This window comes from Halorubrum salinarum, assembly GCF_013267195.1.
GTDB lineage: Archaea > Halobacteriota > Halobacteria > Halobacteriales > Haloferacaceae > Halorubrum > Halorubrum salinarum.
Genome location: NZ_CP053941.1, coordinates 2,884,352 through 2,904,428, shown reverse-complemented (window position 1 = coordinate 2,904,428; position 20,077 = coordinate 2,884,352). Strand labels below are relative to the sequence as shown.

20 protein-coding genes are annotated in these 20,077 nt (G+C 73.4%); 4 read left to right on the top strand and 16 right to left on the bottom strand.

Annotated features, from left to right (window positions below):
- Positions 1 to 30 precede the first annotated feature (30 nt).
- The 10 genes from HPS36_RS14770 to HPS36_RS14725 form a co-directional block, all read right to left on the bottom strand.
- Positions 31 to 1,020: an ABC transporter permease gene (locus HPS36_RS14770; protein ID WP_173230735.1), complete on the bottom strand. Its 990-nt coding sequence runs from the start codon at positions 1,018 to 1,020 to the stop codon at positions 31 to 33.
- A complete protein-coding gene (locus HPS36_RS14765; protein WP_173230734.1) occupies positions 1,017 to 1,832 on the bottom strand; it encodes an ABC transporter ATP-binding protein in 816 nt (271 codons plus the stop codon). The genes HPS36_RS14770 and HPS36_RS14765 overlap by 4 nt, the downstream gene beginning before the upstream one ends.
- Positions 1,829 to 3,295 carry a nitrous oxide reductase family maturation protein NosD gene (nosD, locus tag HPS36_RS14760; RefSeq protein WP_173230733.1) on the bottom strand — a complete coding sequence of 489 codons (1,467 nt, stop codon included), beginning with the start codon at positions 3,293 to 3,295 and terminating at the stop codon, positions 1,829 to 1,831. The genes HPS36_RS14765 and nosD overlap by 4 nt, the downstream gene beginning before the upstream one ends.
- Positions 3,285 to 4,037, bottom strand: coding sequence for a hypothetical protein (locus HPS36_RS14755; RefSeq protein WP_173230732.1), 753 nt, complete (start codon positions 4,035 to 4,037; stop codon positions 3,285 to 3,287). The genes nosD and HPS36_RS14755 overlap by 11 nt, the downstream gene beginning before the upstream one ends.
- Before the next feature lie 4 nt (positions 4,038 to 4,041).
- Positions 4,042 to 5,961 (bottom strand): TAT-dependent nitrous-oxide reductase, encoded by a 1,920-nt coding sequence (gene nosZ / locus HPS36_RS14750; protein ID WP_137715719.1) that lies wholly within the window; start codon positions 5,959 to 5,961, stop codon positions 4,042 to 4,044.
- Between the two features lie 232 nt (positions 5,962 to 6,193).
- Positions 6,194 to 6,733, bottom strand: coding sequence for a halocyanin domain-containing protein (locus HPS36_RS14745; RefSeq protein WP_173230731.1), 540 nt, complete (start codon positions 6,731 to 6,733; stop codon positions 6,194 to 6,196).
- A 130-nt stretch (positions 6,734 to 6,863) separates the two neighbouring features.
- Entirely contained in the window at positions 6,864 to 7,406 is a 543-nt protein-coding gene (locus HPS36_RS14740; protein ID WP_173230730.1) for a DUF2249 domain-containing protein, read from the bottom strand.
- Between the two features lie 93 nt (positions 7,407 to 7,499).
- A complete protein-coding gene (locus tag HPS36_RS14735) occupies positions 7,500 to 8,240 on the bottom strand; it encodes an alpha/beta hydrolase (protein ID WP_173230729.1) in 741 nt (246 codons plus the stop codon).
- On the bottom strand, positions 8,237 to 9,214 hold the full coding sequence (locus tag HPS36_RS14730) for a VOC family protein (protein ID WP_173230728.1): 978 nt from the start codon (positions 9,212 to 9,214) through the stop codon (positions 8,237 to 8,239). The genes HPS36_RS14735 and HPS36_RS14730 overlap by 4 nt, the downstream gene beginning before the upstream one ends.
- 85 nt (positions 9,215 to 9,299) lie before the next feature.
- Positions 9,300 to 9,665 (bottom strand): hypothetical protein, encoded by a 366-nt coding sequence (locus tag HPS36_RS14725; protein ID WP_137715724.1) that lies wholly within the window; start codon positions 9,663 to 9,665, stop codon positions 9,300 to 9,302.
- Positions 9,666 to 9,819: 154 nt separating this feature from the next.
- Between HPS36_RS14725 and HPS36_RS14720 the strand changes: the two genes are divergently transcribed.
- Both HPS36_RS14720 and menD read left to right on the top strand, forming a co-directional pair.
- Positions 9,820 to 10,212 carry a DUF5830 family protein gene (locus HPS36_RS14720; protein ID WP_173230727.1) on the top strand — a complete coding sequence of 131 codons (393 nt, stop codon included), beginning with the start codon at positions 9,820 to 9,822 and terminating at the stop codon, positions 10,210 to 10,212.
- A 79-nt stretch (positions 10,213 to 10,291) separates the two neighbouring features.
- Positions 10,292 to 12,172 carry a 2-succinyl-5-enolpyruvyl-6-hydroxy-3-cyclohexene-1-carboxylic-acid synthase gene (menD, locus tag HPS36_RS14715; RefSeq protein WP_173230726.1) on the top strand — a complete coding sequence of 627 codons (1,881 nt, stop codon included), beginning with the start codon at positions 10,292 to 10,294 and terminating at the stop codon, positions 12,170 to 12,172.
- Between the two features lie 26 nt (positions 12,173 to 12,198).
- On the opposite strand, the gene HPS36_RS14710 is transcribed toward menD, so the two are convergent.
- The gene (locus HPS36_RS14710) at positions 12,199 to 12,648 is read right to left on the bottom strand and encodes a hypothetical protein (protein ID WP_173230725.1); all 450 of its coding nucleotides are present in this window, start codon (positions 12,646 to 12,648) and stop codon (positions 12,199 to 12,201) included.
- Between the two features lie 53 nt (positions 12,649 to 12,701).
- Entirely contained in the window at positions 12,702 to 13,118 is a 417-nt protein-coding gene (locus HPS36_RS14705) for a BsuPI-related putative proteinase inhibitor (RefSeq protein WP_173230724.1), read from the bottom strand.
- 118 nt (positions 13,119 to 13,236) lie between these two features.
- Between HPS36_RS14705 and HPS36_RS14700 the strand changes: the two genes are divergently transcribed.
- Together HPS36_RS14700 and HPS36_RS14695 are read left to right on the top strand one after the other, a co-directional pair.
- A complete protein-coding gene (locus HPS36_RS14700) occupies positions 13,237 to 14,058 on the top strand; it encodes a DUF2797 domain-containing protein (protein ID WP_173230723.1) in 822 nt (273 codons plus the stop codon).
- Complete coding sequence (locus tag HPS36_RS14695; protein ID WP_173230722.1) at positions 14,055 to 14,714, top strand: trimeric intracellular cation channel family protein; 660 nt, start codon at positions 14,055 to 14,057, stop codon at positions 14,712 to 14,714. Before HPS36_RS14700 ends, HPS36_RS14695 begins: the two co-directional genes overlap by 4 nt.
- Before the next feature lie 47 nt (positions 14,715 to 14,761).
- On the opposite strand, the gene HPS36_RS14690 is transcribed toward HPS36_RS14695, so the two are convergent.
- The 4 genes from HPS36_RS14690 to HPS36_RS14675 all read right to left on the bottom strand — a co-directional run bounded on the left by HPS36_RS14690 (position 14,762) and on the right by HPS36_RS14675 (position 20,065).
- Positions 14,762 to 15,808, bottom strand: a complete 1,047-nt coding sequence (locus HPS36_RS14690; RefSeq protein ID WP_173230721.1) for an ABC transporter permease — start codon at positions 15,806 to 15,808, stop codon at positions 14,762 to 14,764.
- On the bottom strand, positions 15,801 to 17,804 hold the full coding sequence (locus HPS36_RS14685) for an ABC transporter permease (RefSeq protein ID WP_173230720.1): 2,004 nt from the start codon (positions 17,802 to 17,804) through the stop codon (positions 15,801 to 15,803). Before HPS36_RS14685 ends, HPS36_RS14690 begins: the two co-directional genes overlap by 8 nt.
- Positions 17,801 to 18,874 (bottom strand): ABC transporter ATP-binding protein, encoded by a 1,074-nt coding sequence (locus HPS36_RS14680; protein ID WP_173230719.1) that lies wholly within the window; start codon positions 18,872 to 18,874, stop codon positions 17,801 to 17,803. The genes HPS36_RS14685 and HPS36_RS14680 overlap by 4 nt, the downstream gene beginning before the upstream one ends.
- 120 nt (positions 18,875 to 18,994) lie before the next feature.
- Entirely contained in the window at positions 18,995 to 20,065 is a 1,071-nt protein-coding gene (locus HPS36_RS14675) for a succinylglutamate desuccinylase/aspartoacylase family protein (RefSeq protein WP_173230718.1), read from the bottom strand.
- Between the last annotated feature and the right edge of the window lie 12 nt (positions 20,066 to 20,077).

Sequence of the window (20,077 nt, the reverse complement as noted above, 5' to 3'; positions counted from 1 at the left end):
GCGGGCGTCCGCCCGCTCGAACGCCCCCTCTCAGAGCCGCCGCCGGCGGACCAGGACGCCCGCCGCGGCGACGGGGACGACGGCCCACGCGACGAGCGACAGCGCGAGCGCGGCCGTCGACAGCCCGCTCCCGGCGAGGACGGCGGTGAATCCGCCGCCTGCGGTCGTGCCGAGTCCGCTCAAGGCGAGCACGCGGAACGCGCTCACCGGGTTCGACATGACCAGCGCCGAGAGCGCGGCGCCGGGCAGGTCCGCGGCCGCGACGACGCCGAGCGCGAGCAGGTCGTGGCCCAGCACGAACCACACCCACGCGAGCAGCGCCGCGCCGAGCGCGTGGGTCTTCTCGCGGGCGACGGTCGACAGCAGCAGCGCGAGCGCGAGGAACGCGGCGCCGGCGCCGACGGCGCCCCCGAGGAACCCGAGGAACGCGGGCAGCTCGGTGACCCCGAACTCGCGGACGATCAGGGCGCCGCTGAAGCCGAACCCGAGCAGCGTCGCGCCCGCCAGCACCGCCAGCCGGCCGAGGTACGTCCCGGCGACGACCTCGCTCCGCCGGACCGGCAGCGAGAACACGACCGCGAGCCACCCCTCGTCCTCGCGGCCGACGATCGCGTCGTATCCCAAGGCGAGCGCCGCGAGCGGGACGAGGTACGCGGCGAGGCTCGTCAGCGACGCGACGACGCGCTCGGCGCCCGCCGGCCCGACCGCGGAGCCGCTGAACGTTAAGACGACGCCGCCGAACGCGACGAACAGCCCGGTCAGCGCGAGCGCCCACCGGCTCCGGACCGCCAGCCGGTACTCGGTGACCGCGACGACGAAGACGTGCCGCAGCGCCCCGCGGACGCCGTCGTTCGCCCCGGTCTCGGTCGCCTCGACGGTCGCCGCCGACGCCGCCGAGTCGGCGGACTCGGCGTCCGCGTCGGCGGCGAACGCCCCGACCGCGGCCGCCGCGTCCGCGTGCCCGCCGTCCGGACGGGTCTCGGCGTCGCCCTCCTCGGCCCGCTCCGTCGGGTCGCTCATGGCGCCACCTCCTCGGCGTCGGTCGCGGCCCGGCGCGCCGCGTCGTCGCCGACCGCCTCGCGGAACGCCGCGCGGAGCCCGCCGGCGTCCCGGCCGCTCTCGCCCGTCGCTCCCGCGTCGGTCGCGGCCGGCGCCGCCTCGCTCGCCCCCGCGGCGAGCTCGTCGACGGGCCCCGACGCGCGGACCCGTCCGTCGTGGAGGACGGCGGCGCGGTCGCAGAGCCGCTCGACCTCGCCAAGCACGTGCGAGCAGAACACGACCGTCGCGTCCGTCTCCTTCGTTATCTCCTCGACGATAGCGTGGAACTCGTCGACGCCGCGGGGGTCGAGCCCCGCCGTCGGCTCGTCGAGGATCAGCACGTCGGGGTCGGGCAACAGCACCGTCGCCAGCCCGAGCCGGCGCTGCATGCCGTTCGAGTAGCCCGAGACGCGGCGGTCGGCCTCGTCCGCGGTCAGCCCGACCCGCGCTATCGCCGCCGCGATCCGACCGTCCTTCGGGAGGCCGCGCGTCGCCCGGTGGACGCCGAGGACCTCGCGGCCGGTGAGCCCGTCCGGGAACCCAATGTGCTCGGGGAGGTAGCCGACGCGCTCGCGGATCCGCCGCCCGTCCTCGGTCACGTCGGCGCCGCCGACGCTGACGGTCCCGGCGTCCGGCCGGTCGTGGCCGACGAGCAGCCGGAACAGCGTCGACTTGCCGGCCCCGTTGGTGCCGATGATCCCGAACGTCGAGCCGCTCGGGACCGAAAGCGAGAGCCCGTCGAGGGCGGTCACGTCCCCGTACGTCTTCCGCACGTCGGTCGCGTCGATTCTCATGGTGTGTCCTCCGTGTCGGCGGTTCGGTTCACGGCGCGGGCCTCGCCGGTCGGCTCGTAGGCGCGCCAGTCGTGGTTCGGCTCGACGAGGGGGCGGCGGTCGATGACCCCCGGCGTCTCGATCACCGGGAAGGAGCTCCCGGCCAGCCGCACCGCCTCGAACGCCGGGCTGTTCGCGAACACGGCCGCCTGCGGCGTCTCGTCCACGAGGTTCTCGACGATCCCGATCGGGCGGTGGCGGATCTCGCTGACGCCGTCGCCGTCGCGGTCGGCCGTCTGCGCGCCCGACCAGTAGTTGCCCCGCTCGGTGCCGTTCCAGGCGACGAGCGAGTTCCGCGCCGTCTTGGCCGCCCGACCGTTGCGGACGAAGCTGTTGCCCGCGACGACCGCGTTGTTGCTCACGGCGGCGCTGTGGATCCCGATCCCGTTGCGGTAGATCAGGTTGTCGACGAGCCGGTTCCCCTGCGCGTTGTAGAGGTAGAGGCCGTTCCGGTTCGCGACGAGGTGGTTGCCGGCGATCGCCGAGTCCTCGATGTCCTTCGCCAGTATCCCGTGGCCGCTGCCGCCGTCGTTGCGCAGGGCCGTGTTGTTCCGGACGGTCAGCCCCTCGCTCACCATCAGCGCGTAGCCGACGCCGTTGTCGGCCGCGACGTTGTCCACGAGGCGGTTGTCGTCCGAGTACATGTAGTGGACGCCGTACCGCGTGTGGCGGATCGTGTTGTTCTCGGCGAGCACGTCCGTCGCCCACGAGAAGTAGATCCCGTCGCGGGTGCGCGTGATCTCGGTGTCGCGGACGACGGTCCCGCGCGTCTCGAACAGGTGGATCCCGTTGCCGCGGTCGGTGACCGGGTACACGTCCTCCCGGCCGTCGATCCGCACGTCCTCGATGACGGCCTCGTCGGCGCCGTCGACCCAGATCCCGTAGGCCGTGTCGGTGATCCGGACCGACTCGATCCGGGCGCGGTCGCCCGCGACGAAGACGCCGGCGTCCTCGGTGCCGAGGTCGCTGCCGGAGCCGCGGACCCACACCCCGGAGACGGTGACGTTCTCGCCGCTCAGGGTGAGCACGCGCCCCTCGCCGCCGCCGTCGATCACGGCGCCGTCCGCGCTCGCGACGAGCCGCAGGCCGTCGACGCTCGCGTTGACGCGCTCGTCGAACCGGCCGTCGAGGACGACCGTCTCGCCGGGGTCGGCGGCGTCGACGGCGGCCTGCGCGGACGCGAACGAGTCCCCGTCGACCGTCGCGGTCCCGTCGCGCTCGGGCGCCGTCACGCCCGTCGCGGCGAAGTCCGTGGCCACGTCGAGCCCGGGGGCGCCGGAGGCGTTCGACGGGACTGCCGGGCCGCTCGCGTCCGCGGGGCCGCCAGCGCCGGCGACCGGGAGCGCGACGCCGAGCGCGAGCGCGACGGCCGCCACCGCGACGGCGGCCGCGAGGAAGCCGACCTCGAGGCGGTCACCCGACATGGTCGCCCCCGTCGACGTCGCGGTCTCGGTCGGCGGCCGCTTCCCCACCGACGCGGTCGCGGACCTCTCCGGGGAGCGCCCGGGCGAGCGCCGGCAGCTCGTCCACGGTCGCCTCGATGTCGCGCGCGAGGTACGCGGTGGCGAGCAGCAGGACCGCGATGACGGTCATGTACCCGCCGGGGCCGAACCACGCGAAGCCGGAGATGTTCGCCACCTCGTACGGCCCCAGCAGGGGCGGCGTGAACGACTCGATGCCCCGGAGCGGCGCGTCCGGGTCCAGCGAGTGACCGGCCTGGTAGAGCCGGTACTGGATGAACGCGAACATCCCGACGAAGACGGTGATCGTCCCGACGAGCTGGGCCGTGAGCCCGGCCTTCAGCTTGCGGGCCGTCGGCGCGAACGCGACGAACGCTCCCGTGAGCGCGAGGGAGACGAACACGACCGGCCCGAGCAGCCACTCGGGCACGTCGATCGCGGCCTCGCTGACGGCGTAGTTCGGGTCGATGAACACCGGGTCGGGGTAGTGGAACCCGGCGTACTTGTTGAGCCCCTGTACCTCGGCGAAGTCGCCGCCCAGACGCGGGTACGCGTACAGCTCGATGAGCAGCTCCTGACCGGGGTACTGCGGCGCCGTCAGCGAGATCTTCCACACCGGGACCAGCAGCGCGCCGACGAGCAGCGCCGCCGCTGCCAGCGGGAGCGCGCGTCGGATCTCGGTCAGCCGCGTGAGCGACGAACTCATGGCGTTACTCCTCCGGTTTGACGATGAGCCGCGAGCGCATCTCTAAGTGCAGCGCGCTGCAGAAGTGCGCGCAGTAGATCCAGTAGACGCCGGGCTCGTCGGCGGTGAACGTCGCCTTGCGCGTCTCCTGGGGCGCGACCCGCATGTGGACGTCGTGGTCGGGGATCGCCACCGAGTGGAGCATGTCGCTCGTGGTCTCGATGTTCGTCACCTGCATCTCGACCTCGTCGCCCTCCTGGACGACCATCTCCTGGAACCCGTAGTGGTTCCGGGTGGAGTACATCTCGATCTCCACGCGGTCCTCGGAGACGCGCTCCATCGTGGACTCGCCCTCGGCGGTGTGGCTGAGTTCGAGGTCCTCGGGGTCGTACACCTCCTTCGGGTTGATCTTCGACTTGTGGCAGATGGACGCGTCGTGCGGCTCGGCCTGCGCCGGCGAGTCCTTCACCAGCTCCATCCCGTTCTCGTCGTCGCCGATGTAGATCAGCTGGTCGTTCTCCGGGTGCTGCGGGCCGACCGGGAGGAACCGGTCCTTCGAGAGCTTGTTCAGCGAGACGAGCCAGTCGCCCGCCGGGTCCTCCGTGTACGACTCCGCGGCGATGAGGTGGCCGGGGTTGTAGTGGACGTCGATCTTCTCGATGACGGGGCTCTCCGAGCGCGGCTCGGCGTTGACCGCCTCCTCGATGTCCCACTTGACGACCTGCGAGTCGATGAACAGCGTCGTGTACGCGTGGCCGCGGCCGTCGTAGGCGGTGTGGAGCGGGCCGAGGCCGAGCTTCGGCTGGCCGACGATGGCGTCGGTCGGGTCGTCGACCTCGTCGATCTTGTCGATGTCGATCACCGACGCCGTCGGGTCGAGCTTCCCGCTGACGATCACGTACTCGTTGTCCGGAGTGACGCTCACGCCGTGCGGGCTCTTCGGCGTCGGGATGTAGTGGACGATGGGCTCGTCGCCCTGGTTGAGCGGGCTGTCCTTCCGGCCGTCGACGACCGGGACCCCGTTCAGCATCTCGTAGTTGCCGGCCTCGACGGCGGCCTCGATCCGCGGGATGTCGAACGCCTTCACGTCGTCGCGGTCGGCCCGGGTCATCCCGGACTCGGTCGCGGCCTCCTCGGTGTTGTAGGCGCTCGTGAAGAAGTACCGACCCTCCTTGCTCCCGTCCCCGTTGTCCATGTTGCCGTCGATGAGGACCTCCCACTCGACGTTCATGTTCTCGGGGTTGATCGCGGCGAGGACGGAGCCGTAGGAGTCGGGGTCTTCGAGGTTCCCGCTCCCGTCGTTGGGGACCGGCGTCCGGAACTCGCCGACGCCGAAGATGAGGTCGGTGTCGGGCAGCTGCGCGCAGGCCCCGTGGGTCCCCTGCTGGTTCGGGATGTTGACGATGGCGTCCGTCTCGAAGTACGTCAGGTCGATCCGGGCCATGCGCCCGTTCGCCTTGTCGTTGACGTACGCGAACCGGCCGTCGTAGTCGCCGTCGGTCTGACTGATCCGCGGGTGGTGGGTGTCGCCCCACGTGTACCCGCCGGCGTCTTCGAGCATCTGCTTGCTCTCGTCGTCGAAGCCGTAGCCGCGCGAGGCGTCCCGGTTGAACACCGGGATCCGGATGAGCTCGCGCATGGACGGGAGCCCGTAGACGCGGACGTCGCCGGCCTGTCCGCCGGAGAGCAGCGCGTAGTACTCGTCGTGTTCGCCCGGCGGCACGGAGTTGTCGACCCCGCTCGCCGAGGCCGTCCCCTGGACGTCGTCCTCGCTCAGGATGCTGGTACAGCCCGCCAGCCCGCTGAGGCCCCCCGCAGCGGCGCCGGCCTTCATGAAGTCGCGGCGACGGACGCCGGGGAGCATGGAGTCGAACCCGTCCGTCGAGTCGGTCGTCTGGTCGCTCGATTCCCCCGCGTCCGTGGACCGCTGTGTGTCGTTCGACATGGGTAGATCCGCGAGCGGCGATTCCCTCGCGACAGGCGGACGTTGCGGCGTTCGGTATATAGGTCGTCGAGCGGCTTGCTGTGCGGCTGGAAGCGCGCGAACACGTTCGGAGAACGCCGACCGCGTTCCGAGGACGTGAGAACGCGGCCGGTTCCCTGCTCGGAACGCGGGTTCGAAAAAAGGTGTTCGCGTCGCGTCGGCGTCCCGGGCGCGGTTCAGCCGCGTCGCGGCGTCACCGAACGACGACGGCGCCCTTCATGCCGACCGACGAGTGGGGGGTACACTCGTAGGTGAACGTCCCCGTCTCCTCGAAGGTGTACTCGAAGGTGTGGCCCTCCTCGGTGACCGTCTCGCTCTCGAACGCGCCCGAGTCGGCGGCGACGTTGTGGCCGCCGCCCTGTCCGGTCCACTCCCAGACGACGGTGGTCCCGGTGCTCACCGCCACGGCGGCCGGGCCGAAGGAGAGGCCGTCCCCCGCGCCGACCGAGACCGTGACCTCGTCTTGGCCGGTGGCGTCGACGGTCTGCTCGTAGTTGTTCGCCCCTTCCATCCAGCCGCCGTAGTCCGGCTCCTCGCCGAGGTACTGGGTGTCGCCGCCGTCTCCGCCGTCGCCGGAGCCGCCGTCCGAGCCGTCGCTCCCGTCGGAGCCGTCGCCGCCGGAGCCGTCGCCGCCGTCGCCCCCGCCGGAACAGCCGGCGAGGAGGAGCGTCGCGCCCGCGGCGGTCGTCGCCTGTACGAACCGTCGCCGATCGAGTGTCGTGTCGTCCGTCATGTGGGTCGTCGTTCGCGGTCGGTAGTTGTAACGCCCTGCGCGCCGACTCGCCGTGCGGGAATTCCGACGAACATGTTCGGAGCGAACGCCGTCCGCTCCGGGACCGTCGGCCGCCGAAGTCGCGCGTCGCCTACGCTTCCCCCCGCGGCGCCAGCACGATCAGCGCGGTGGCGTCCTCGCGCGCGGTCGGCTTCACCGTCCGATCGCCCTCGAAGCGGAGCAGCCCGCCGGCCTCGACGCGGTGGGGCTCCCCGTCGAGCGCGACGTCGAAGGCGCCCGTCAGCGCGTGGAACAGCACCGTCCGGTCCGGGTGGTCGTGCTCCGCCACCGACTCGCCGGCGTCCAGCGAGAGCCGGACGGTCTTCGGCTCCGCGCCGGGGAACGCCCGGGCGTGGGGCTCGCCGTCGAGGTCGGCGATCCGGACCGCCTCCGGCTCGGCTCCGCCCTCGGCCTTCGGCAGTTCCGCGACGAAGCGCTCGGGACCCTCGCGTTCGACCGCGTACGCCTCGTCGTCGAACGCGGGGACCTCGGCCGACAGCTCGTAGTAGAGCGGCTTCGGGTCGTGGTCGTTGACGATCGTGAGCGACTCGCCCGGCTCCAGGTCGGCGAACGCCTCGTGGATCCGGTCGTGTCGCTCGTTCGGCGGGATCTCTCTGACGTCGAGTTCGGACATCGCTCGACCGTCGACGCCGCAGCCGCATGTCGGGCGGCGCGAACACGTTCGGGACCGACCGGGTCGCGCGGGGCCGCTCGACGGGGCGACGCCTCAGTCCTCGTCGAGCAGTCCCGCGATCCGCTCGCCGATCCGGTCCATCGTCGCGTCCGAGAGCCCGTGGCCGTCGCTCGGGTCGATCCGGCACTCGACCGCCGCGCCGGCCCGCTCGAAGACGCGCGCGGTCGCTCGGACGCGCTCGGCGGGCACGTACGGGTCGTCCTCGCTGCTGTCGAGCGCGACGGGGGTCCCGGCGAGCGACCCGTCGTCGTCGCTCCCGGCGCCACGGTCTCCGGCGTTGCCGTCCCCGGTGCCGTCGCCTTCGGTGTCCTCGGCCGCGTCGAGCGCCCGCGAATCGAGGTCGTCGCCCGGCAGGGCGGCCGAGACGACGAACGCGCCCCCGTACCGGTCGGGCCGGCGGCGCAGGAACTCGGCGACGACCGCGCCGCCCTGCGAGACCCCGACGAGGACGACGCGCTCCGGCGGGACGCCGGCGTCGCGCGCGACGTCGACCGCGGCCGCGACGCAGTCGACCGCCGAGGTCAGGGCGGGCTCGTTGGCCGACAGCGCCGCCTCGTGCGGCGCCGGGAACCACGTCGACCGGACCGCGCCGGGCGCGAGGAGGGTCGCGCCCGAGCGGTAGAACTCGTCCGCGAGCCTGACGAGCCCCTCGGCGGTGCCGCCGCGGCCGTGGACCAGCACGACCGCGACCTCGGCCGCCGCGACGGGGGCGCCGCCGGTCACGAGCGTCGCCTCCGCGTGCGGCCCGTCGACGCCGCGGATCCGCCGGCTCATTCCTCCGCGGACCCCGACTCGGGGCCGTCGAACCGCGGCAGCTGCGACTCGATCAGCTCGCGGTCCTCCGCGAACCGCGGGGGGAGGTAGAGCTCCGTCGCGTGCCCCGTCGCCGCCGGGTCGGCGAGCCCCGGGCCCGGCGGGCCCTCCGCGGTCGGCGCCTCGGTCGCGAGCTCGACGAGGAGCCCGCCGGGGCCGCGGACGTACAGCGAGTGGAAGAAGTGGCGGTCCTTCACGCGCGACACGTCGTAGCCCCGCTCGCGGAACAGCTCGTGCCACTCCAGCAGCGTCTCGCGGTCCGCGACGCGCACCGCGGCGTGGTGGAGCGTCCCCGGCCCCTCCCGGAGGTACGCGGCGTCGCGGTCGAGGAGGTCGACGACCGCCGCGCGGTCCCCCGGCGCGCGGTACCGAACGCGGTCCCCGGACTCGGCCTCGTACTCGAAGCCGAGCGTCTCCAGCACGCTCGCCGTGCCGTACGGGTCGGCGGGCAGCGCGGTCACGCCGTGGAGCCCGCGGATCGCGTGCGCGGCGGGGACCGGGCCCTCGGTCCACGGGTCGGCGTCAGGCCCGGGCGTTTCGACCAGTTCGACCCGCGTCCCGGAGGGGTCCGCGAGCGCGAGCCCGCGGTCGCCGAGGCGCGCGTCGGCGTCGAGCGGGTCCGCCTCGACGCCGCGGTCGGAGAGCCGGTCCCGCCAGTAGCCGAGCGAGTCCGGCGGCACCGCGAAGGCGACGGCCTCGTAGCCGGGCTTCCCGGTTCGCCCGGGGTCGGCGTTCGGGTCCGGGAAGACGGTGAACACGGAGCCCGGCGAGCCCGTCGCGTCGCCGAAGTAGAGGTGGTACTGGAGGAAGTCCTCGTAGTTCACCGTCCGGCGGAGCAGGCGGAGGCCGAGCGTCCCGCCGTAGAAGGCGGCGTGCGCCTCGGCCTCGCCGACGATCCCCGTGACGTGGTGGAGCCCGGGGGTGTCAGAGAGCATGGGTCCGATCGGCGCCGCGCGGGAAAGTCGGTGTCGGTCGGGGCGATAGCCGGCGCTGGGAGTCGGCGGGACGGCGCGCCCCGGCTCACGCGAGCCACAGCAGCCGCAGGTTGCTCGCGGTGAGGTACGTCCCGGTCGCCGTGAGCAGTATCGGTGGGAAGTAGTACAGCAGGCCGTCTCCGTCTCGCGCCCCCTCGACGCTGATCCAGAGCATCACGAGGTAGACGGCGATCTTCAGCGCGACGAGCCCCGAGAGCCCGAACGACTCCAGCGCGAACCGCACCACGGGGTTCGCCTCCTCGATCGTCGGCACGTATCGGAGGAAGGCGACGGTGGAGACGATGTCGCCGACACCGTACGTCGCGGTCGCCGCGATCCACAGCCAGTAGAACTCGTTCGGACGCCGCCGGTAGGCGGGGCGGCGGCGGGAGCGGTCGCGGGAACGGGCCACGGTCGGAGGTGTCGTCCGCTCGACGTGAATCTGCCGGTCTGCGAGGGTTGGCGGACGATCGTTGGGGGCGCGCGGACGCGACCGCCCACCGCTCGGGGCGCGGGCCGGGCGCCCATCCCGCCGACTTAAGAGCGACCGCGCCGTCTCGCCGGTCGTGACGGAGCCGCCGACCCGCGACGAGAAGCTGGAGCTCGGCGTCGAGCTGCTGGCCCACCTCGAACGCGAGGAGCTCGACCTCGCCGCCGCGGTCGACCGGATCGAGACGATAACGACCAGCCCGGCGCTCACCCGCGACATCCTCGACGCGGCCGAGAAGCGCGGCGTCATCGACCGCGAGGGCGCCCGGCTCCGCGTCCGCACGGGCAGGACCTACGTCGAGTACGACAGCCAGGTCGTCGCGCGCGAGGGCGACTTCGAGTGCCGGCGGTGCGGCGCCTCGATTTCGACGGGCCACTTCGTCGAGCTCGACGCCGGCGAACTCGGGCCGTTCGGCTCCTCGTGTATCCGGAAGGTGACCGGGCGGGAATCGGAATCGGAGTCGGAGTGATCACGCCGTCGGCCCCGCACGCCCCCGCCGCTCGGTCGAACCCGCCGGAGTATTTACGTCGGCGCCCGAAGCGGCGGTAATGACCGCGCCGAACCGGAACGTCCTGTGGGCGACCGCGCTCGTCGACGAGCTCGTCGCCGCGGGCGTCGACGCCGTCGTCGCCTCGCCGGGCAGCCGCTCGACGCCGCTGACCGTCGCCGCCGCAGGCCACGAGGAGCTCCGCGTGTTCTCACAGCTCGACGAGCGCTCCGCCGCGTACTTCGCGCTCGGCCGCGCCCGCCGGACCGGCCGCGTGACGCCGCTGATCTGTACCTCGGGCACCGCCGCCGCCAACTACCACCCGGCCGTGATGGAGGCGAGCGAGGCGCGCGTCCCGCTCCTCGCGCTCACCGCCGACCGGCCGCCGGAGCTGCGTGACTCCGGCGCGAACCAGACCGCGGACCAGGAGAAGCTGTACGGCGACGCCGTCCGGTTCTACAAGGACCTCCCCGAGCCGGCCGCGAACGACCGGGCGCTCCGGTCGCTCCGGACCACCGTGGCGCGCGCGGTCGGGGCCGCCGAGGGCGCCGAGCCGGGACCGGTCCACCTCAACGTGCCGTTCAAGAAGCCGCTGGAGCCGACGCCGGTCCCGGACGACGTGCCGGACGACCTCCCGGAGGCCGCCGAACGCGGCCGCGACGGCCCCTACGTCGACGTGACGCCCGGCGCGCCGGAGCCCGGCGACGACGAGCTGCGCGCGCTCGCGGCCGAGCTGGGCGACGCGGACCGCGGGCTGATCGTCGCCGGGCCCGCCGACCCGCCGGGGATCGACCCGGAGGCCGTCACGGCGCTCGCGCACGCGACCGGCTTCCCCGTGCTGGCCGACCCGCTCTCCGGGCTCCGGTACGGCGGCCACACGCGCGTCGCGCCGGTGATCGGTAACTACGACGCCTACCTCTCGGCCGACCTCGCCGGCGACGGCCCGGCGAGCTGGAGCGACCCCGACCTCGTGCTCCGACTCGGCGCCTCGCCGACCTCGAAGCGGCTCCGGAAGTACCTCGCCGGGACCGGCGCCGCCCAGTACCAGGTCGACCCCGCCGGCGGCTGGCGCGAGGCCGAGTTCGCCGCGACCGACCTCGTCGTCGCCGAGCCGAACCGGCTCTGCGCCCGCCTCTCGCGGCTCGTCGCGGGTGGGGGCGGAGACGGCGACTGGCGCGCGCAGTGGGAGGAGGCGGACCGCGTCGCACAGGCAGTTCACGCCCGCGAGGAAGAAGCGATCGGGGATTCGGCCGCGACCGACGCGAACGCGGCGGCGTTCCACGAGGGCGACGCCGTCCGCGCGGTCGCGGACGCGCTCCCAGACCCGGCGACGCTGTTCGTCTCGAACTCGATGCCCGTCCGCGACCTCGACCGGTTCGTCGGGGCGACGACCGCGAACGTCACCGCGCTCGGCAACCGCGGCGTCTCGGGCATCGACGGCATCGTCTCCAGCGCGCTCGGCGCGGGCAGCGGGACGACGGACGACCTCACGCTCGTCGTCGGCGACCTCGCGCTGTACCACGACTCGAACGGGCTGCTCGCGGTCGACCGCTGCGACGTCGACGTCACGGTCGTCGCGGTCAACAACGACGGCGGCGGCATCTTCCACAAGCTCCCCATCGAGTCGTTCGAGCCGCCGTTCACCGAGTCGTTCAAGACGCCGCACGGGCTCGACTTCGAGCCGCTCGCGGCGCTCCACGGCCTCGGGTACGAGCGGATCGACGCCCGTCCGGACGCGCTCGCCGACCGCGGCGACGACCCCGCGGAGCGCGCGGCGGCGGTCGCGGAGGACGTGACGGCCGCCGTCGCCCGGGCCCACGAGTCGCCGGGGTCGCACCTCGTCGAGGTCGAGACCGACGCCGAGGCCAGCCACCGCGCCCGGGAGGCGTCGGCGGCCGCGGTCGACCGCGCGGTCCACGGGCGGGAGTCGGACGCGTCGTAGCCGCGCGAGCGCCCCGCCGGACGCGATCAGGGGACGATCGGGCTCGGCCCCGCGCCGCGCTGCTTCCCGAGCGCGACCCCCGCGTACGCGACGACCGCGAACTGGATCCCGACGCCGAGGCTCGCGCCGAGCGCGAGCACCGCGGTGACGACGGGGCCGCGGTTCGGACCGAGGTACCAGAAGACGGCGACCGACCCGAGCAGGAAGGCGACGGTCGCGCTCGCGCCCGTCGCCAGCGCGGTCGACGTGGCGGAGGTGTCGCCGTCGCGCAGTCCGGCGAGGAGGGCGGTCCCGAACAGCAGTCCGTACACCAGCAGGAACGCCGTGAACCGGGCGCTCACGAGGTACGTCGAGAGCGTCTCGGCCGACGGGAGCGCGACCGGCGATTCGAGGAGGATCGGCGAGAGGCGTCTGATACCGCTGATCGCGACCGCGACGACCGCTGCGACGACCGGGGGGAGGGCTGCCGTGCGCATGTCCGAAGGGCCACGCGGGCCTCACTTATAAAATCCGGTCGGAGCGGGCGCGGTCACACCACGGTGACGACCGCCGCCGCGCGCACGTCGCGGTCCGTCGCCGTCGCCTCGCCGACGACCCGGTAGGTGCCGGAGGGCGGCCCCCGCCACGTCGCCTCGTAGCCGACCGCCTCGCCGGGCGCGACGGTCTCGCTCCCGAGCGCCTGCGTGAACATCCGGTTCGCGCCGTAGCGCCAGACGGGGTCCGGGCCCTCTCGGTCGGTGTCCTCCCAGTCAGTGTCCTCCCGGCCGGTGTCGGCTCCCTCGCCGCCGGTGTCGATGTCGTTCTCGTCCGCCGGGTACGCGGTGAACTCCGCGCGCTGCCCGGTCCGGAAGTCGAGCGTGATCGGCGCCGACCCCGCGTTCTCGACCCTCAGCGAGAGGACCACCCCGTCGTCCGTCGCCGCCGTCGCGAGCGTCGCGTCGAGCATGGCCGCGTGTGCGACGCCCGCGGGGAAAACTCCTCGCCGAGCGCGCGTCGCGTCTCGACTGGCGGCGAGCGGAGCGGCCGACGACGGCTATAAGCCCCGCCTCCCCCTATCTCGCAGCGTGCAGGTCGTCGGCTACGAGACGGACGCCGCGAGCGGCCCGCCGGAGTCCGACGGGGACGCGGATTCGATCGCCGCGGCGAGCGGACCGATCGGGGGCGGGCTCTACGTCGCGAGCGGCGGGACCGTCGACTTCGTGGACGCGAGCCCCGGCACCGAACTCGCGTTCGGGCTCGGCGAGCGCCGCTGCGCGGGGACGGTCCACGAGGGCGACCACGTCGCCTGCGACGCCCCGGACGCGCCCTACTGCGACGAGCACTCCGGGGTCTGGGTGTGCGCGCGGTGTACCGGCACGTGCCTGAAAGACGAGATGGACTGCCACGAGTCGCACGCGATGTACCTCGCCGCGTTCGCACCCGACGTGCTCAAGGTCGGCGTCACCCGGAAGTGGCGGCTGGGAACGCGGCTCCGCGAGCAGGGTGCCGACCGCGCGGCCCACGTCCGCACCTTCCCGAACGGGCGGATCGCCCGCGAGGTGGAGGCGGAACTGGCCGCGGGCGACGACCTCGTCGACCGGGTCCGCGTCCCGACGAAGCTCGACGGATTCGGGCGGGCGGTCGACGAGGCCGCCTGGGAGGCGCTCCTCGACCGGTTCGACCCGATCGAGCGGTTCGCGTTCGACTACGGGCTCGACCTCGACGAGCGCCCCGTCGCCGAGACGATGGCCGCGGGGACCGTCCGCGGCTGGAAGGGGCGCGTGCTGGTGCTCGACCGCGGCGGCTCGACGTACGCGGTCGACGCGCGCGACCTCGTGGGCTACGAGCTGACCGACGCGGTGCCGGAGCGCGAGCTCCAGTCCAGCCTCGGGGCGTTCGGCGGATGACCGGCGGCGTCCTCGCGGCCCTCTTCGGCGACCCGTTCGCGGTCATGAACACGGTCGGGCTCGTCGCGTTCGCCCTCGTCGGGGCGAGCAAGGCGGTCCGCGAGGAGTTCGACCTGTTCGGCGTCGCGGTGGTGGGGCTCGCGATGGCGTTCGCCGGCGGCGTCACCCGCGACCTCCTCGTCTCGCGCGTCCCGCTGGCGCTGCGCTCGCCGGTCGAGATACTCCTCGGACTGCTCGGCGTCGCGCTCGCGGTCGGCCTGAGCGCGTGGCTCGCCAGCCCGGACGAGCACCCGGTGACGGTCGTCGCCGACGCGGTCGGCCTCGCCGCCTTCGCCACGACCGGCGCCATCGTCGCGACGGACGCCGGCGTGTCCGCGTTCGGCGTCGTCGCCGTCGCCACGATCAACGCCGTCGGTGGGGGCGCGCTCGCCGACATCCTCCTCGACCGGTCCCCGTTCATCCTCTTCGAGGACTTCTACGCGAGCTGCGCCGTGTTCGGCGGGCTCGCGTACTGGCTGGTCGGCGTCCTCGGCGGCCCCTCGGGGGTCGCGGCCGCGGCCTGCGCGGCGGTGACGGTCGGGCTCCGGCTCGTCGCCGTCGCCCGTGGCTGGCGGCTCCCGACCGCGAAGGGGCTCGGTGACGGGTTCGGTCGGTAGGCGCGGGGCGAGCCCTCAGCGACCCGACCCACGGGCGGCCGACCTCCTCAGCGAGCGAATCCTTCGACCGCGACGACGCGGCGGACGCCGAGGTACGCGGCCGCGGCGATGGCGGCATACGCGATCACGAGGACGCCCGTCGCCGCGCCCGCGCTGTCGATGGCGAGCCGCGCCACCGCGTTCGCGGGGCCGCCGGCCATCGCCGTCGCGCCGCCGAACAGCACGAGGACGGCGACCGAGTAGAGCAGCTGGGCCGCCCGCCGGTCGGGCGCGACCGCCGCGATGCCGACCGCGACGGAGACGACGAGCGTCGTGAGCGCGGTCATCAGCGCCAAGATTGGGCCGACGTTCGCGACCGACGTGCCGTTCGCCTCCAGCAGCAGGAGCCAGATCAGCGCCTGTCCGGGCGCGATCCCGATCGCCGCGAGCGCCTTCCCGTCGACGATCTCCGCGAGCGTGACGGGCGCGACCCGGAGCAGCTCCATCGTCCCCCGGTCCAGCTCCTCCGTGATCGAGTCGACCACGAGCGACCCCGAGATGAACACCGGGAGGAAGACGAGGAGGGGGATCAACACCGTGTAGGTGAACGTGAAGTACGGGCTCGTGTCGCTCCGGTCGGGCAGGGGGAGCGGGGACTCCGCTAAGTACCGAGCGCGCTCGTCGCGCTCGTTCAGCTCGTAGGTCCGCAACAGCTCGCGCAGCTGCACCACGATCACCGTCGTCTCCACGGTGGAATCGGGGGCGGTGACGGCGGTCGACACCCGCCCGTCCTCCGTGCGGGTCGCGACCACCACCGCGTCGGCCGCGTTCCGCTCGAAGGCGCTCCGGGCGGCGCTCGCGTCCTCGTACGGCGTGACCGTGGCGCCCGGCACCTCGCTCGCGGCGCGCTCTAAGTCGTCGACCGCGTCGCCGGCGGCCGCGACTTCGATCTGCGCCCCGTCGAGCGAGCCCGGGTCGTACATCGAGACGAGTCCGACGACGAGGAACGACGAGAACATCGCGATGAAAAGTTGGATCCCGATCGCCAGCAGGATCGTCTTCTCGGCGCGCAGCCCGGCGATCTCCCGCCCGGCGATCGTCAGGCGGCTATCCAAGGCTCACCACCCCGACGTTGTACGCGGCGTGGCCGAGCGTCGCCAGCGTCAGCGCCAGCGCGTAGGCGGTCCGCCCGCGGCTCGCGCCGAGGCTCGCGGCGCTCGTCGTCGCGACGTGGAGGACGAGCGGCGCGAAGAACAGCGCCGCCAGCGCGAGCGGCGGCAGCCCGGAGAGCCCGGCCACGTCCGCGAAGGCGGCGCGGCCGAGGAAGAGGTCGGTGAGCCCGACGGCCTGGACGACCGCGGTGGCCTTCTCCGCGAGGAAGAACCCGGTCCCCGAGGCGGCGCCGACCGCGAGCGCGACGCCGAGGGTCCCGTCCCCGTCGGTTTCGGCGGTCCGGGCGAAGACGCCGCGCTCGAAGCCGGCGTAGAGGCCGACGCTCTTCGCGACCTCCTCGATGAACGCGATGGTCACGAGCAGCACCGGGATCGACACGGTGACCGGCAGCGCGAACAGCACCGCGACGGCAAGCAGCTCCGCGACGAACACGAACGGGATCGTACAGGCGGTGAGGAACGCGACGCGCCCGAGCGCGCGGAGGCGACTGCGCCCGAGGAGGTCGCCTCCGGACGGCACGGGGGCGAGCCGGACCGCGAGCGCGTCGAGGAACTTCCGCGTCACCGGCTTCTGCGAGAACATGTCCTCCTCGCGGTAGACGCCGAGGCCGAGGCCGAAGAGGAGGGCGGCGCCGACCGCCATCGGCGCGGTCGAGAACAGCACCTCGCCCGCCGAGACGGTCTCGCCCTGGAGGTCGAAGACGACGAGCGTCAGCGGCGAGACGAGCGCGACGGGCGTCACGTTCGTGAAGATGGCCGGGACGAACGCGTAGGTGGTCAGGAGGACGCTCACCCCCACGGTGACGAAGGTGAGCTCCTTGAACGAGCGCGCGAACATCGCGCCGACGAAGGTGGCCCCGAGGAACGTCGCCGCGACCGGCGCGACGGCGACCACCGAGAGCGCGCCGCCGCCGACCGCGAGCGCGATGAGGGTCGTGACGACCGCGGCCGCGGCGGCGTACGGCAGCGTCTTGCCGGCGACGATCTCGGCCGGCGACAGCGGCGTGACGAGCAGCGGCTCCCCCCGCCGGTTCGTCCGCTCGTCGAGGATCGAGGAGCCGTACGCCTGGATCAGGAAGTTCATCGGCACGAGGAAGACGAACGCCAAGAGCAGGGAGGTGAACGGGAACGGCGGCGTGATCGACCCGGGCGAGCCGACCGTGTCGGCGCCGAAGGCCGCGCCGCCGATGGAGGGCACCGCGAAGCCGCCGTCGTCGCCGGACGCGCCTCCGTTCGTGACGGAGCCCGCTTCGCCCGAGTCGTCGCCGCCGTCAGAGCCGTTCGATCCGCCACCGCCGTCTGATCCGCCGCCCGACCCGCCGCCACCGTCGCCTGCGCTGCCGTCGTCCCCGCCGTCGCTCCCGCCGAGGGTCGCGCCGTCGTCGAAGCCGGTGGTCCGGCCGACGTACCGGAGCGTGACGACGACCGGGAAGGCGGCCGTCCGGTTCGGCTCGGCGCGCATCAGCCGCTCGTTGTGCGACTCGACGGCCTCCCGGACCGACGCGGCCGCCGCCTCTCCCTTCCGCGTGTCGCTCGCGCGGACGACCACCTCCTCGACGTCCGCGCCGTCGATCGATCCGTCGTCGCCGGCCCCGGGTCGCACCACCGTCACCACGACCGCGTCGGCGGAGTCGCCGAGCGACGCGATCCCGGCCGGTACCGGGCGCAGCGACGGCGCCTCCTCGATCGCGTCCGCGTACGGCGACTCGGCGTCGACCCCGACGCGGTACACGTTCTGGTCGACGTCGAGGCCGGCGACGCCGGTGGCCACGCCGACCCCCACGACGCCGCCGGCGACGAGGAGCAGGGCGATCCCGGCCGCGAGCGTCCGACGGTCCACGCCGCCCGACGCGCGGGCGGACTCCCACTTGGCCACCCGGAGGACGCGGCGGCCGGCGACCGCGAGCCGTCGGCCGACGCCGCGCAGCCGGTCGGTCACTCGGTCGCCTCCGTCGCCGTCGCGGCGGTCGTCTCCTCACCGCCCTCCGACCCGTTCGCGTCGCCGTCGCTCGGCCCGTCGGAGTCGCGGTCGCTGTCGGTTCCCTTGTCCGAGTTGCCGTCTTCGCCGTCGCTCCGTCCGTCCGCCCCGCCGTCCCCGGTGTACCGGCCGGGCATCGGCCGGCCGACGATGTCGAGGAACACGTCCTCCAGGCTCGGCTCGCGGCTCCGGATGTCGACGACCTCGCCGCCGGCGTCGGCGACGGCCTCGCGGACGGCCGCGACGGCGTCCATGCTCGGGACCGCCGTCCGGTACCGGTCCCCGACCTCCTCGGTCGCCGCGTCGAGGTCGTCGAGCGCGGGCGTCGCGGCCGGCTCCGCGTCGCTGAAGACGCGGTAGGTCGTCTCGCCGTGTCGCTCGCGGATCCCGTCGACGCTGCCCCGGGCAACGATCCGCCCCTCGTTCATCACGACGACGCGGTCGCAGACCGACTCGACGTGGTAGAGGTTGTGCGCCGAGAAGACGACCGTCTTGCCCGTCTCGCGGAGCTCGCGGGTGAACGCCAGCACCGAGTTCGTCGTCACGGGGTCGAGCCCGGAGGCCGGCTCGTCGTACACCAGCACGTCCGGGTCGTTGACCAGCGAGCGCGCGATGGCGACCTTCCGTTTCATCCCCTTCGAGACATCGCCGAGGCGGCGCTCGCGGTGGTCGAGTTCGAGGCGGTCGAGCGCGGCACCGATCCGCTCGTCGGCCACCTCGCGGGGCACGTCGTAAAGGTCGGCGAAGAAGCGGAGGTACGACAGCGCGGTCATCTCCTCGTACAGCGGCGACTCCTCGGGCAGGAACCCGAGGTGCCGGCGCATCTCGGGGTCCGCGGCGTCGAACCCGGCGACGGTGACCTCGCCCGCCGTCGGCTCGACGAGGCCGGCGATCACCTTGAGCGTCGTCGTCTTGCCGGCCCCGTTCGGGCCGACGATCCCGAACACCTCGCCGTCGTCGACGGCGAAGTCGCTGTCCACGACGGCCGCGAAGTCGCCGTAGGTCTTCCGCAGGCCCGACACCTCGATCATGCGCACGGCTCCGCCGTCGGCCGGGTTAAACCCACGCCCGCGGGTATCAACCGCGAGAACGGTCCGGGAGGGAGGCGACGGCGCCGCGGTGGGGTCTGCGACGACCCCTCTTCTCGCCTGTCAGTCGTCGCTCCACGCGTCGCCGTGGGCGCGGTAGCCGTCGAACTCGCCCTGGTCGATCTCGCGTTCGATCTCCCGGCGCGTCTCCGCGTCGAGCCGGACGATGTGACAGAGCGGGTGGCCGGGGGCGGCGACCGGGTTCTCCAGCGATCCGAGGATCAGGCCGTCGAAGGGCGCCTCCACCGCGCGCTCCTCCGTCTTGAAGTGGTTCGTGATCGTGCAGATCGTCTCCCCCTCGTAGACGAGCGGGTACGGGCCCCACTCCATCTCCACGAGCCCGCCGCTGTCGGCGCGGAGCCAGCGCTTCGTGCTGTCGGCGGCGGTCGACAGATGCCACCCCGGCCAGTGGACCGGCTCGCCGGGCGTCATCCCGTACTCCGCGAGGACGCTCTCGACGCCCTCTAAGGCCTTCTCGATGAGCACCGGCTGGAAGCGGTGGGCGCGCCCCATCTCGACGGTCACCGTCGGGATCCCGTCCGCGGTCGCCGTCGATCGGAGCGACCCCTCGTCGCCGGTCCCGTACAGCACGACGTTCGTCGCGAACGCCCGGGCGAGCCGCCGGACGCCGGGGTCGTCGAGGTCGGCGCGGGCGTGGTAGATCGTGGTTCGGTTGCGGGTCGAGGTGTGGAAGTCGAGCCCGAGGTCGCACTCCGCGACGAACCGCCGGTAGATCCTGTTGGCCATCCGCTCGGTGGTGTTCGACCGCTCCTTGCCCGGGAACGAGCGGTTCATGTCCTGGTCGTAGATCGGCGTGTCGCGCCGCTGTGCCTCGTAAGCGGGCACGTTACAGACGTGGAGACAGACCAGCGTCCCGTGGACGTCGGCGGGGCCGTACCGGTCGGCGACCTCCTGGACCACCTTCACGCCGTTGAACTCGTCGCCGTGGATCCCGGCGGAAAGGAACAGCGCCGGCCCGCCGGCCTCGCCGTTGACGATCGTCACCGGCATCTCGATCGGGTCGCCGAGGTAAGTCTCGCCGACCTCGTAGCGGACGTGTCGCTTCTCGCCCGGGTCGACGACGGCGTCGTACCGGAACGGCTCCGGCTCCCGTTCCGGCTGCGGATCGGTCATACGTCGCGGTCA